Here is a 13,581-nt window from a genome sequence, read left to right as displayed (position 1 = left end):
TATTGAGTACAGACAGGTCTGTAGCGATGGAGAGAGCAATGACCACGACCCAACAAGCCGACATCACCAGAACACCATCCGAGGCCGTGGCGGTCCTTGGCGCGAATGGCCATACCGGCCGTTTTGTCGTCGCCGAACTGCTGCGGCGCGGGCTGAAACCGATCGCGATCGGACGGAGTGCCGAACGATTGGCGGAGGCGGGCTTTGCGGAGCGCGGCATCGAATGCCGCGAAGTAGCGATAGAGGATGATGCAGCGCTGGACCGTGCGCTCACCGGAGCGGCGGCGGTCATCAACTGCGCCGGCCCGTTCATGGACACGGCCGACGCAGCCGTGCGTGCCGCGTTGCGGGCCGGCATCCATTATCTCGACGTCACGGCCGAACAGCCGAGCGTACAGGCGACGTTCGACCGGCATGAGGCTGCGGCCCGGAAAGCCGGCGTAGTCGTCATCCCGGCCATGGGATTTTACGGCGGACTGGCCGACCTGCTGGTGGCAGCCCTGATGGACGAATGGCAGCACGCCGACACCATCGAAATCCGGGTTGCGCTCGATAGCTGGCTGCCGACCAAAGGCACGCGCGTGACCGGGGAAAAGAACACAGCAAAGCGCCTGGCGGTCAGCGGTGGCGAGCTTAGGCCCGTGCACCAGCCGCCGGCCGAGAAGGTATCCGTCTTGCCGGCCCCATTCGGCCGGCAGACATTCATCGAGCTTCCGTTTTCGGAAGTACCGCTGATCGTCCGCCACGTCCGGACCAACGAGCTGCATACGTTTCTCAGCACGATTGCCCTGCGGGATGTTCGGGATCCATCGACGCCCCCGCCCCAGGCCATCGATGAAACCGGACGTTCGGCGCAGCGCTTCGCCGTTGAGGTGATCGTCACGCAAGGCGACTTGCATCGGCGCGCTCTCGCCCAGGGACAGGACATCTATGCCGTCACGGCGCCGATCATCTGCGAAGCGGTCCAGCGTATCCTGTCGGGTGACATCCGCGATACCGGCGCAAAGCCACCGGCTGCCATTTTCCATGCCGCGAGTTTCCTCGGCGCGCTCGGCCCCAATCTGTCGGTTGAGACATCGATATCGACGGAGACGCCGTGGATCACCGGAACGGCACCATAATGCTTGCGGGCCTCGTCGACCGTAACCGATGCCACGTCGTTTCCTCCAGAGATCAAAGACTGAGCTGCCAGATTTCGGCGGCAAGTACATTTCCCTCGGGTGCGATCAGACGCGCAGCACTTACCCCCTTGTAGCCGGGCAGCCGCTTGGTTCCCGTCCAGCGGCCATCGTCGGCGAAGACCTCGATCGAGCCTGCATCGAGGAATATCCGGATGGTCGACGGGCGTGCGCCGGCGGCGATATAGCGGGGTGATGGCTTGGCACTCGCCACCGCGAAGGGAATGCTCAGCCCGGCCTCATTCAGCTGAACCGCGACCGTCGCCTCGGGATGTTCGAGATCGAGGCGGAACGCGTTGCCGGCTTGCCGGAGAGTGAGCAGGATTTCGACGGAGCCGTTGGCGAGATCGACGGTCCGGCCATCCAGAAGACCTTCGGCATCCAGTCGACGCTGCCGCAAGCTTTCGACACCTGACACCGGCGGCGTGATCAGCGCCCCACTTTGCAATGCCAGCCGGCGCGGCAGGGTCATTGCCGTCGGCATGTCGATCTCTCTTGATATATCCGTCCAGTTCGCAAGCCATGCGATGCCGATCGGGCCGGCGTCGTCGACGAATGCCTGGAACGCGTAGGCGTCGGTGCCGAAGTCCAGTTCCTGTTCGAATTCCATCCAGAACCTTTGGCCATCGAAACGGCCGACGGTCGCAAGCGTCATGTTGCGCCGGCCGGTTGCCGGGTCGCGGCTGGTGAGCAGACCGAAAATCAGGGCCCAGCGCGTCGTCGGGTCGTTGGCGGGACCATCGAGGGGCACCATGCAGGGGCACTCCGCCGCCGTCATCCCGAAGCGGTTCTCGCGGTGAAGCATGCCGAGAAAGCTCCATCCCGTCGCCGCAGCCGGATCATCGGTTTGGTAGAGCAGGATGACGCCGCCCTCGCGGTCGCGCGTGCCGAGCAACATCTTCCATTTGCCGTCGGGGCCCAAGAAGACGTAAGGGTCGCGGAAGTCGGTCGTCAGGCCGAGCCCGGCGGGACGCGCCGGCAGGATCAGGCTCGCCGGCTCGACATTGACGAGATCGCGGCTGGTGGCGGTGAACTGAACCTGTTCCTCCGGTTCCCGATCCTTCATATGCTCGGTGAAGAAAATGCGAAGGCCGGCTTCATCGCCGGGAAGAGCGATCGCGGAGCCGGAAAATGCCCCGCCCCGCCCGTCGGCCCGCGCAGTGAGTTCATCCGAAGGGAAAAGAAGGATCGGGAGATGCGTCCAGCGAAGATAGTCCTCCGAGACCGCATGACCCCAATGCATGTTGTTCCACCGAAGGCTATGGGGATAGTGCTGGTAGAAGAGGTGCAGCTTGCCACCGTATCTTCCAAACCCGTTGGGATCGTTCATCCAGCCGAAAGGCGGGCGGAAGTGATAGCTGCCGGGGACCTCGGGTGTGGCATTGGCAGGGCTGGCATGCAGCAGCCGGACGCCTTCTTCAAGAACGCGCGGCTGAAGGAAGGCATAGAGGACCGAGACCTCGGTCGTCGCGGGATCATAGGAGAAGGCCGCCTCTCCGCCGCTTTCCAGCGTCAGCAGCCGAAACTCGAATTCGTCAGGATTTGCTGTTTCGACAGCACCGGCCGGGTTCCCATCGACATGTGCCGTCAGCTTTCCCGGGGCGGCCCCATGTGCCGCCTTGATCCAGGCATGGATCGTGGACCCCTCTGGCAGGACAGCGCTGATCGTCTCCAGCGCCCCTTTATCGGACGGAGAAATCGCTTGGCTTGTCATCAATTCAACCTTTCACGGCAGAGCCGATAAAGGAACTCACGAACCACCGCTGGAATGCGAGGTAGAGCCCCAGGATCGGGATCATCATCAAAACGGAGGCTGCCATGGCACGATCCCAGTAGATGCTGTCCTGCCCGAAGAAAGTGGCGATGGCGACGGAGATCGGCCGGGCATAATCCGTCTGCGTGACCAGGATCGGCCAGAGATACTGGTTCCAGGTCTCGATACCCATGAGGATCGACACGGTGGCGAGCGCGGGCAGACTGAGCGGCAGGAAGATGGAGCGATAGGCCCGGAAAAAGGACGCGCCGTCGATCTCGGCTGCCTCCAGCAATTCCTTCGGCAATTGCGCGAAGAACTGGTAGAGCAGAAAGATATAGAGGGGGCTGGCGACCCAGGGCACGATCTGCACTGCGAAGGTATCGGACATTCCCGCCCGCGAGACCATGATCACCAACGGCATGATGATGCTTTCCTGCGGGATCACATAGAGTGCAATCACGATCGACAGGATGACGGCGCGGCCCTTGAACGATCCCCAGGCCAGTACAAACGCGGCCATCGAATTCACAATTAGGCCGCAACAGACCGTCGTGACCAAGATGATCAGCGAGTTGATGAGGTAGCGTCCGAAGGCAAGTTCGCCTGAGAGGTGGCCGACCTCGGCATAGTTGGAAAGCGTGGGGTTCGAAACCCAGAAGGCGCGGAAGCTGCCCATATCGGCCAGAATCCGGAACCGGTCATCCTTGAGGCTTGCCACGACCAGCAGCAGCAATGGAGACACGATCACCAATGCGATGATGAAAATGCATATCGTCTGAATGATGCGAAGAACCGTTGCGGGGGAACGGAGCCGCGCCGTGCGGACCTGCGGGATCGAGAGAGCGAGATCAGACATCGAAGCGCCTCAGGAGCTGGCGCTGGATCAGCGCGATGATGAGAACGATCACGAACAAGATGACCGAAACGGCAGAGGCGTAGCCCATCTTCTGCTCTTCGAAGCCGGAACGGACCATGTAGTGCACCACCGTTTCGGTGCTGCTCTTCGGCCCGCCCTGCGTGAGGATGGCCACCTGGGTATAGAGTTTAAAGGCCTGGATGGTGGTGATCACCAGAACGAAGACATGGGTCGGCCGCAGGCCGGGCATGGTCACATGCCAGAAGCGCCGAAAGGCGTTCGCACCGTCGATCTTGGCGGCATCGTAGAGTTCGTCCGGAATGCCCTGAAGGCCGGCGAGATAGACGATCATCTGGAAGCCGTAGGCCTGCCAGGCCGAGAGCAGGACGAGCGAGAACATCGCCCATTGCGGATCGCCGAGCCAATCGATCGGTTGGATCGTCCCGCCGGAGAGAAAGCCGAGGATCTGGTTGAACGGTCCCGTGGGATACTGGAACAGGGTGCCCCAGATGACGCAGACCACGACCATCGAGGTGATCGCCGGCAGGAAGAACATGCCGCGCAGCAGATTGCGGAACGGCAGCTTTTGATGAAGCAGCAGCGCCGTCGCGAAAGCGAGGCCGCACTGCGCTGGAATGATCCAGAAGGTGAAGCGCGCGACGTTCCAAAGGGCGGTCCAGAAAAGATCGTCCTGGAAAATGCGGATAAAATTGTTGAACCAGACGAACCGGACGGGCGTCGGCCGCGGCACCAGAGGCTGGTTGGTCATCGCCGTCCAGAAGGACAAGAGAAACGGCAGGATCAGAAAGAGGGTCAACAGGATCATGGCCGGCGCGAGCATGGCGGCTTCCTGCATCAGCCGTCCTTTGTCATGCCGGCGCGCCGGAGCCTTTCGGACGGATGTCGACGATGTCGATTGTTGCATGACCATGCAGTTCCTCCTTTCCAAGCCTAAAGCATGTCGCGCAAAAATGGGCGGTGGTTTTCCCGGGCAAAGCGCGAAGCGCTTTTGCCGCAAACGACATGCGAGAAAATAAAGAGCTAAAGCGCGCGAGGCGCGAATCTGAAAGATCGCGACGCGCTTTAGATGCCGGTCCCGCCCTGCGATGTCTGCCGGAGACATCGCAGGGCTTCGACCTATCGGCAGCGATCACGCTTATTGCCCGTCGCCAAATGGCGGATAGCCGTCATTGTCCTCGATATCCTGATCGATTTTCTTGGCGGCTGACGTCAGCGCCTCCTTGGGATCGCCGCCATTGAACGCCTGGTCGACGGCCTGCATGAAGGCCGAGGTGATTGTGGGATAGGCAGGATGTGGCGGGCGGGCGACGGCCGTCTTCGATGCCTGCTCGAAGGCGATCGCCATCGGGCCGCCGGCGGCATAGAGCGGAGATTCGGCAGCGAAGCTCTTCAAGCCGGGATAGCCCGACTGGCTTGCGGCGAAGGTCCGGAACTCCTTGTCCTTCAGCAGGAAGCTGATGAACTTGGCGGCGATATCGGGATGTTTCGACGTCTTGGTGATCGCCCAGATCCAGGTGCCATTCGGGCTCGCGCCTTTAGCGCCGAATTTTGGAAGCGGCAGCACGACGATGTTGTCCTTCATGGTCGCGGCAGCCTCGGCATAGACCCAGTGTCCGCCGAGCGCCAGCGCGGCCGGATTGCCTTCGGCAAAGAACTGGTTGGTTCCGGCCGACTGCGGCACGACCCAGCCGTTCTTGACCCATTTCTGCATCATGGCGAGAGCATCGACGCAGGCATCGCTATCGAGTGTGCCCTCGGATTTCCAGGCCTTGCGGTCGATCAGGTCGCAGCCGGCCGATTGCAGGATCGGGCCATAGGCATAGGTGATCCATTCGGTCTTGATGCCGTAGCCGCGGAAGGTATCGATCGGCCACTTCACGCCGTCGAGCTTGGAAAGCTTTTCGAGATAGGTTTCGAATTCCACCCGGGTCCAGGCATCGTCGACGGATTTCGGGATGCGGGCGCCGATCGCTTCGAGATATTTCTTGTTGCCGTAAAGAACCACCGACGAGTCGGTCAGGCCGATTGCGTAGAGGTCCTTGTCGATCGGGTATGTGCCCTGGGCGATGTTGGACTCCGTCATGTCGTCGAGGAGGTCCTTGTCGATCAGCGGCTTGATCGGCTGAAGATAGCCCGACCAGACGTAATTGGCGAGAAACGGCGCATCGAGTTCCATGACGTCGGGCAGTTGCTTGGCCATGACGGCCGCGCTGAACTTCTCGTTATAGGCATCGTGCGGCGCATAGATGAACTGTATGTCGACATCGGGATTGGCGGCCTCGAACCGTTCGGCGACCTTGCCGTAGGCGGCGACAAAACCGGGATCGCCCTGATGCATGACCTGGATTGCGGTTTTCTCGGCTGCCTGCGCCCACGAGGCTGATAGTGCCGAGGACAGGACCAGAGACAAAAGTAAACGTTTACCCATTAGAATTCCTCCTCAATTGAATGGGACTTTCTCAATTTATACGGATGCCCGCTCCACCAACTGGAACGGCAGTTTCTGCACCCCGACCGGAGCCCGGTCTTCGGCAAGCAGGATGTGCGCAGCCTGACGGCCCATAGCGCGATGGGGCAGCGCCATGGTGGTCAGCGGCGGGTCGAGACGCGAGGCGATCTCGACCTGGTTGTCGAAACTCGCAACGGCGACGTCGTCGGGAATGGCAGCACCCGTCCGGCGCAGCGCGGCATAGACCTCCATCGCCACGCGGTCATTGCCGCAGAGGATGGCATCGGGACGCTGCGGGCCGTTCATCAGCGCATGCACATGCGTGCCTACGAGGCTGTGTGCCCGGTCGCTGTAGATCGCCTTGCTGACCGCAGGCAGGACGATGGCGCCGGCTCCGTCGATGCCGGCATGATCGAGCGTCTGCCGGAAACCAAGTTCACGCAGGTCCCCGGCGAGCAGCCCCGGAAGGTTGATGAAGGCGATATTGCGCCGGCCGGCATCGATCAGGTAGTTGGTGATCTCAATCGCCGCCCCCGTTTCATCGGGCACCAGCGAGGTCACGCGGTCGTTGGCATCGCGGCAGTTGATCATGACCCCGACCGCATCGGCAAATTCCGGCGGCAGGTCGACGCTCTTGTGATACATGGCGGCATAGGCGATCGCCCGCGGGCGAAAACGCCGCATCTCGTCGAGGATCGACGCGACGCTGCGATGGCCGCCGAGCGTCATCGCGAAAACGGCCATGTCGGCGGCGCGCACGGCGCCGTCGAGCCCCCTGATGATCTCCGTCGCAAAAGGCGACGTGATCAGATCATCGGCAACAAGGCCGACGAGCGGCATCCACCCCTGCCGCATGCTGCGGGCGGCGAAGTTGGTGACATAACCCAGTTCCTCGGCAATCTCCTTGATCCGCTGCCGGGTGTCCTCCGACATGCGCGCCGAGCCGCCATGCAAGGCGCCTGACACGGTCTTGACGGAAACGCCTGCACGGGCGGCTATGTCGTTGAGGGAAGTCGTCACGGGCTGCGCTTTGGGTTATCGATTACCCAGATTGATACCAATCGCCTTTCGATGAGTCAAGCCGGTGTCGGGAATGCCGCCGAGAAGGGCTGAGCGATGAGACAAGAACCCCGCCGAAGCGGGGTTTTTGTCTGGGGAAGCCAATCAGTTGTTATGGGCTGCGCAGGCTTCGTCCATCGGCGTCGCATTGCTTGTGCCGCCCTGAGTCTGGAGTTTGGCGGAGTTGTTGACCGGGTTCGGGCACTTGGTCTTGTCCATTTTCATGGTGCCGCTGGTCGTGGAATTGGTCGTGGTGGAATCGGTCGCCATCGGCTTCTTGGCCTTCATGTCGCTGGCCGCGCCCCCACCCTGATCGGCCTGATTCTTGTCGATCGTGGCGCCGGCCGGCGCCGGGTTGGACTGGGCGAAGGCCGATGTGGCCATGCCGATTGCGAAAAGCGAAGCTGCTACGAGTTTCATATGCATTCTCATATCCTCCTTGGGATCTTTGCCTGACTGGCGTATCCACAACCTCGCCGGCACATCATTGTTCCCAAGCCGTCGCTCAACAAAATCTCCCTACTTCGCGTAAAGTGCGCGCGAGCGTTCGAGGTGTTTGAGCAGCGCGGTTTCCGAGCCGTCGATATCGTTGGCTTCAAGGCGGTCGACGATTTCGTCGTGTTCGGCGAGCGTGAACTTTTCCTTGCCGGTCCAGATCAGCATCTCGGTATGATATTCCTTCAGCCAGGCGAGCATGGCTTCGCTGACGGCGACGTAGATCGGATTGCCGGAGATCTGGGCGATGCGAGTGTGGAACTCCATATCGGCATCGATGAATTCTTCGGGCCGCCCGAGCGACCGGCGCTGGCGCTCGATAATCTCCCTGAGGTCGCCGATATCAGTTGCCGAAGCCCGCTGCGCGGCCTCGCGCGCCATGCCGCGCTCGAAGAAGATGCGGGCGCTCTTCAGATGCTCCAGCGAGTCCGCCGATTGCGACAGCATGATCTTGGCGGTGAGATCGACCTGGCGGAAGATCGACTTTGCCGTCAGCCTCAGAACCTTCGCCCGCTCGCCGTGCGAAATGCTGACAAGGCCCTTGTTGGCGAGCGACTGCATGGCCTCGCGGATCGCCGGCCGGCCGACCCCGAAGCGCTCCATCAGCACCCGCTCGGAGGGCATTTCATCGCCGGGCTGAAGCTCGCCCGAGGTGATCAATCGCTCCAATCGATCAAACACTTCGTCGGAGAGTTTGCGGCGGACGATCTGTTCGAGGGGTTGGGTCATAACATCTCGCTGGCTCAAAATGTCTCCTCCTAACAGTTTTCCGGACCAAGGACAAAGCTCGCGATCGAAAATCGCGCAGCCGAAGATTCCGCTTTTCAACAGTTGGAATACTCATTATACCAGCTCACGAGTTGACGCCATGGCAATCGGCGTTGGCGAGAGGAGCAGCCGTCGGTTTCATGATGATTACCCTGACCTACCGCATCGAAACGGCCGGCAGCGTCGAGGCGATGGCGGAGAAGATCGCCAGCGACCAGTCGACCGGGACCTTCGTGCCGGTTCCGGGCGAGACCGAGGAGCTGAAGGCGCGCGTCGCCGCTCGGGTGCTGGCGATCCGCCCGCTCGAGGATGCGCGTCATCCGACCTGGCCGGAGGCGGCTCACGGCACGCTGCTCCACCGCGCCGATGTCGACATCGGCTTTCCGCTCGAGGCGATCGGCACCGATCTCTCCGCTCTGATGACGATCGCGATCGGCGGCGTCTATTCGATCAAGGGCATGACCGGCATCCGCATCGTCGACATGAAGCTGCCGGACGCCTTCAAAAGCGCCCATCCCGGACCGCAGTTCGGCATTCCGGGCAGCCGCCGCCTCACCGGCGTGGAGGGACGGCCGATCATCGGCACGATCGTCAAGCCGGCGCTTGGTCTGAGACCGCATGAGACGGCTGAGCTCGTCGGAGAGCTGATCGCATCGGGCGTCGACTTCATCAAGGACGACGAGAAACTGATGAGCCCGGCCTATTCGCCGCTCAAGGACCGTGTCGCCGCGATCATGCCGCGCATTCTCGATCACGAGCAGAAGACCGGCAAGAAGGTGATGTATGCCTTCGGCATCTCGCATGCCGACCCGGACGAGATGATGCGCAACCATGACATCGTCGCTGCGGCCGGCGGCAACTGCGCCGTCGTCAATATCAACTCGATCGGCTTCGGCGGCATGAGCTTTCTGCGCAAGCGCTCGAGCCTGGTGCTGCACGCCCATCGCAACGGCTGGGACGTGCTGACGCGCGATCCGGGCGCCGGCCTGGACTTCAAGGTCTACCAGCAGTTCTGGCGGCTCTTGGGTGTCGACCAGTTCCAGATCAACGGCATCAGGGTCAAATATTGGGAGCCGGACGACAGCTTCGTCTCGTCCTTCAAGGCCATCAGCGCGCCGCTGTTCGACGCCGCCGATCGGCCGCTTCCGGTCGCCGGCTCCGGCCAGTGGGGCGGGCAGGCGCCGGAGACCTATCAGCGCACCGGCCGCACCGTCGACCTCCTCTATCTTTGCGGCGGCGGCATCGTCAGCCATCCCGGTGGCCCTGCGGCCGGCGTTCGCGCCGTGCAGCAGGCCTGGCAGGCTGCGGTCGCCGACATTCCGCTGGAGGTCTACGCCAAGGATCATCCTGAATTGGCCGCCTCGATTGCAAAATTCAGCGACGGCAAGGGCGCGTGACCGATATGGACGGACGTCTCGTCAGCTATTACGGCGATGATTTTACCGGCTCGACCGACGTCATGGAGGCGCTTGCCTCGAACGGTGTCGAGACCGTGCTTTTCCTCGACCTTCCCACGCCGGAATTCTTCGCCCGCTTCAAACACTGCCCCGCGATCGGCTTGGCGGGAACGAGCCGCAGCGAGACACCGGCGTGGATGGAGGAACATCTTGCGCCGGCCTTCGACTGGCTGAGTTCGCTCGGTGCTTCGATCTGCCATTACAAGGTCTGCTCGACCTTCGATTCCAGCCCGGGGATCGGTAATATCGGCAAGGCGATCGAAATCGGCCGCAGGCGATTCGGGCAATCCATCGTGCCGGTTATCGTCGGCGCGCCGCAATTGAAGCGCTATACGGCTTTCGGCAATCTCTTCGCCGCCTATCAGGGCCGCATCTTCCGCATCGACCGCCACCCCGTCATGAGCCGCCATCCTGTTACGCCGATGGACGAGGCGGATCTTGCGCTCCACCTGTCGAAGCAGACCTCCCTCCCCGTCCGGCTCGCCGATCTCGTCGCGATCACCGCGGCGGACGCAGACCAACGGATCGACCAATTAACGTCGAAGGGCGAAGGGATCCTGCTCCTGGATGTCGACTCCGAGGCAACGCAGGCGGCGGCCGGCCGGCAGATGCTGCGGGTCACCGGCCGCTCGGGAGGTTTCGTCGCCGGCTCCTCAGGGGTGGAATATGCTCTCCTCAGCGCCTGGCGGCAGACCGGCGCGATCGGCGAGAACAGCGCCGAATTTCCCGATATCGGTCCGGTCGAGCGCCTTGCCGTCGTCTCCGGCAGCGTCTCGCCGACCACCGAGCGGCAGATCCGCACGGCTGCCGAGAACGGTTTCGAGAGCATTGCGCTCGACCCGCTGGCGCTGGTTTCCAATGGGGAAGCCGCCGTGGAGGCGGCCGTGCAGGCGGGTGTCGGCAAGCTGAAAGAAGGCAAGAGCGTCATCCTCTATACGGCGCTCGGCCCATCGGCGGACCGTGGCGCCGATATCGACCGGCTGCCGGGCGCCCGTCACCAGCTCGGCAGTAGCCTCGGCACGATCCTGCGCCGGCTGATCGAAACGGAAGGGCTGTCGCGCGCGGTCGTTGCCGGCGGTGACACGTCGAGCCATGCGCTTCGGCAATTGAGGATCGACGCGCTGACGACGCTACTGCCGCTGCCCCAGACGCCGGGTTCGCCGCTATGCCTCGCCCATGGCGATTACCCGCCGACCAACGGCCTGCAGATCGCGCTGAAAGGCGGCCAGGTCGGAACGGACGGCTATTTCGCGCAGATCCGTCTGGGAAGGAAGAACTGATGGTCGTCTGGGTCGGCACCAGTTTCAAGATGAACAAGACGGTGGAGGAAGCGCTGGCTTTCGCGCACCGCCTCGCAGCGACGGACGCGGAACGCGATACCCGCGTGCAGCGCTTCGTCATTCCCGCCTTTACGGCAGTGCGCGAGGTCAAGCGTCTGCTGGCCGAGACTTCGGTGAAGGTCGGCGCCCAGAACATGCACTGGGAGGATGCCGGCGCCTGGACCGGCGAGATTTCTCCTCTGATGCTGAAGGATTGCCAGCTCGACATCGTCGAACTCGGCCATTCCGAGCGGCGCGAGCATTTCGGCGAAACCGACGAAACCGTCGGCCTCAAGGTTTCCGCCGCCATCCGCCATGGCTTGACGCCGCTGATCTGCATCGGCGAGACCTTGCAGGAGCGCCAGGAGGGCCGGGCCGATGCGGTTTTGCGGCGGCAGGTCAAGGCCGCCTTGCGGGGCGTCGATACCGAGGCCGAAATGGTTCCGATCCTGCTTGCCTACGAACCCGTCTGGGCGATCGGCGTCAACGGCATTCCGGCGAGTGCCGACTACGCGTCGGAGCGGCACGGAAAGATCGCCGAAGTGGCCAAGGCCATTCTCGGCCGTGCGGTACCGGTTCTCTACGGCGGCAGCGTCAATCCTGAAAATTGTCAGGAACTGATCACAGAGGCGCATATCGACGGGCTGTTCATCGGCCGCTCTGCCTGGTCCGTCGACGGCTACCTCGACATTCTCCGCCGCGTCAGCGCGGCGATCGAACGGTGATTTCCATGCCTGAGGGCGAGCGAAAGGAAACGGCTATGAAGATCGCAATCGGCGCAGACAGCGCAGGCAAACCACTATTGGATGTCATTGCCGCCCATCTGGCCGGCAAGGCAGACCTCGAAGTTCACGACCTCAGCCAATCCGGCTTCTATGCCGATCTTTCGCAACGTCTCGCGCAGACTATCGTCGATGGCGAACATCAGCGCGGCATCCTGTTCTGCGGCACCGGCATCGGCGTGTGCATTTCCGCAAACAAGGTGCCGGGTATTCGCGCCGCCCTCACCCACGACACCTATTCGGCGGAGCGCGCGGTGAAATCGAACAACGCCCAGATCATAACGATGGGGGCGCGGGTCATCGGGCCGGAACTGGCGAAGTCGATCGTCGACGTCTGGCTTGCTTCCGAATTCGACCCCGATGGCCCGTCGGCCGGCAACGTGCAGGCGATCGACAGGCTCGACGCCGAAAAACACAGGTCCTGACAAGATTCCTGGTGATATAGTGATTGACTCATCATACCAGTGTATGATCCTATCGCGACTGAAATAGTGAGGAAAACATGACCAAGATTGCTCTCTTCGGCGCCGGCGGCAAAATGGGATATCGGCTTGCCAAAAATCTCAAGGGCTCACGCTTCGACGTGCGCCATGTCGAGGTAAGCGATGCGGGCAAAGCGCGTCTGAAGAATGATCTCGGCTTCGATTGCGTGCCGGTTGATGCCGCACTCGACGGCGCAGACGTGGTCATCCTCGCGGTGCCGGATACGGCGATCGGCAAGGTCGCGGCTGGAATCGTCGACAAGCTCGCTTCGGGGACCATGGTGGTCGCTCTCGATGCCGCCGCCCCCTTTGCCGGCCACCTGCCGAAGCGTGATGACCTCACCTATTTCGTCACCCATCCCTGCCACCCGCCGATCTTCAACGACGAGACGGATATGCAGGCCAAGAAGGATCACTTCGGCGGCCTATTCGCCAAGCAGCACATCGTCTCGGCGCTGATGCAGGGTCCCGACAGCGCCTATGCGCTCGGCGAGGAAATCGCCAAGCTCATCTGGGCGCCGGTCATGCGCTCACACCGGGTTACGGTCGATCAGCTCGCCATGCTCGAACCTGGCCTTTCCGAAACCGTCTGCGCATCGCTACTCGTCGTCATGCGCCAAGCGATGGATGAATGCGTTGCGCGTGGCGTGCCTGAACAAGCCGCCCGTGATTTCCTGCTCGGCCATATGAACGTGCTCGGCGCGGTCATCTTCAAGGAAGTCGACGGCGTGTTCTCGGATGCCTGCAACAAGGCGATCGAGTTCGGCATTCCGGCGCTGATGCGCGACGACTGGAAGAAAGTATTCGAACCGCAGGAGATCGCCGAAAGCATCCGGCGCATCACCTGAACCGGCTGGGGAGGCAAGCCCTCCCCCTCTACCGCTCCGGAGACGGGGCAACGCTCCGGGGAGACGGAGTAACCGCTCCGGGAAAACGGGGCTTCATTCACAACGGGAGGA

The 13,581-nt window shown here is 62.3% G+C and carries 13 protein-coding genes; 6 read left to right on the top strand and 7 right to left on the bottom strand.

The annotated features are described in order from the left end of the window. Positions 1-38: 38 nt before the first annotated feature. Positions 39-1,121, top strand: coding sequence for a saccharopine dehydrogenase family protein (locus GR197_RS25960; protein ID WP_164014807.1), 1,083 nt, complete (start codon positions 39-41; stop codon positions 1,119-1,121). A gap of 52 nt (positions 1,122-1,173) precedes the next feature. Here GR197_RS25960 and GR197_RS25955 read toward each other — a convergent pair whose 3' ends face one another. The 7 genes from GR197_RS25955 to GR197_RS25925 form a co-directional block, all read right to left on the bottom strand. Continuing rightward, positions 1,174-2,892 carry a GH32 C-terminal domain-containing protein gene (locus GR197_RS25955; RefSeq protein ID WP_164014805.1) on the bottom strand — a complete coding sequence of 573 codons (1,719 nt, stop codon included), beginning with the start codon at positions 2,890-2,892 and terminating at the stop codon, positions 1,174-1,176. Positions 2,893-2,896: 4 nt separating this feature from the next. Continuing rightward, positions 2,897-3,790 carry a carbohydrate ABC transporter permease gene (locus tag GR197_RS25950; protein ID WP_164014803.1) on the bottom strand — a complete coding sequence of 298 codons (894 nt, stop codon included), beginning with the start codon at positions 3,788-3,790 and terminating at the stop codon, positions 2,897-2,899. After that, a complete protein-coding gene (locus GR197_RS25945) occupies positions 3,783-4,721 on the bottom strand; it encodes a carbohydrate ABC transporter permease (RefSeq protein ID WP_164014801.1) in 939 nt (312 codons plus the stop codon). Before GR197_RS25945 ends, GR197_RS25950 begins: the two co-directional genes overlap by 8 nt. Before the next feature lie 225 nt (positions 4,722-4,946). Next, positions 4,947-6,239: an ABC transporter substrate-binding protein gene (locus tag GR197_RS25940; RefSeq protein WP_164014799.1), complete on the bottom strand. Its 1,293-nt coding sequence runs from the start codon at positions 6,237-6,239 to the stop codon at positions 4,947-4,949. Between the two features lie 36 nt (positions 6,240-6,275). Next, positions 6,276-7,280 carry a substrate-binding domain-containing protein gene (locus GR197_RS25935; protein WP_164014796.1) on the bottom strand — a complete coding sequence of 335 codons (1,005 nt, stop codon included), beginning with the start codon at positions 7,278-7,280 and terminating at the stop codon, positions 6,276-6,278. A 144-nt stretch (positions 7,281-7,424) separates the two neighbouring features. Continuing rightward, complete coding sequence (locus GR197_RS25930; RefSeq protein ID WP_164014793.1) at positions 7,425-7,745, bottom strand: hypothetical protein; 321 nt, start codon at positions 7,743-7,745, stop codon at positions 7,425-7,427. Positions 7,746-7,838: 93 nt separating this feature from the next. Beyond that, positions 7,839-8,543, bottom strand: a complete 705-nt coding sequence (locus GR197_RS25925) for a transcriptional regulator NanR (RefSeq protein ID WP_164014792.1) — start codon at positions 8,541-8,543, stop codon at positions 7,839-7,841. A gap of 179 nt (positions 8,544-8,722) precedes the next feature. On the opposite strand from GR197_RS25925, the gene oiaX reads away from it, so the two are divergent. From oiaX to GR197_RS25900, 5 genes are all read left to right on the top strand, one after another. Then, complete coding sequence (gene oiaX, locus GR197_RS25920; protein WP_164014790.1) at positions 8,723-9,979, top strand: 3-oxo-isoapionate-4-phosphate decarboxylase OiaX; 1,257 nt, start codon at positions 8,723-8,725, stop codon at positions 9,977-9,979. A gap of 5 nt (positions 9,980-9,984) precedes the next feature. After that, complete coding sequence (locus tag GR197_RS25915) at positions 9,985-11,319, top strand: four-carbon acid sugar kinase family protein (protein ID WP_164014831.1); 1,335 nt, start codon at positions 9,985-9,987, stop codon at positions 11,317-11,319. Beyond that, entirely contained in the window at positions 11,319-12,083 is a 765-nt protein-coding gene (locus GR197_RS25910) for a triose-phosphate isomerase (RefSeq protein ID WP_164014788.1), read from the top strand. The genes GR197_RS25915 and GR197_RS25910 overlap by 1 nt, the downstream gene beginning before the upstream one ends. Before the next feature lie 35 nt (positions 12,084-12,118). Further along, positions 12,119-12,565, top strand: a complete 447-nt coding sequence (locus GR197_RS25905) for an RpiB/LacA/LacB family sugar-phosphate isomerase (RefSeq protein WP_164014786.1) — start codon at positions 12,119-12,121, stop codon at positions 12,563-12,565. 77 nt (positions 12,566-12,642) lie between these two features. Beyond that, positions 12,643-13,470 carry a phosphogluconate dehydrogenase C-terminal domain-containing protein gene (locus GR197_RS25900; RefSeq protein WP_164014784.1) on the top strand — a complete coding sequence of 276 codons (828 nt, stop codon included), beginning with the start codon at positions 12,643-12,645 and terminating at the stop codon, positions 13,468-13,470. Positions 13,471-13,581: the final 111 nt, after the last annotated feature.

Source organism: Rhizobium phaseoli (assembly GCF_010668805.1).
GTDB lineage: Bacteria > Pseudomonadota > Alphaproteobacteria > Rhizobiales > Rhizobiaceae > Rhizobium > Rhizobium phaseoli_A.
This window is presented reverse-complemented; position numbering and strand designations above follow the sequence as displayed.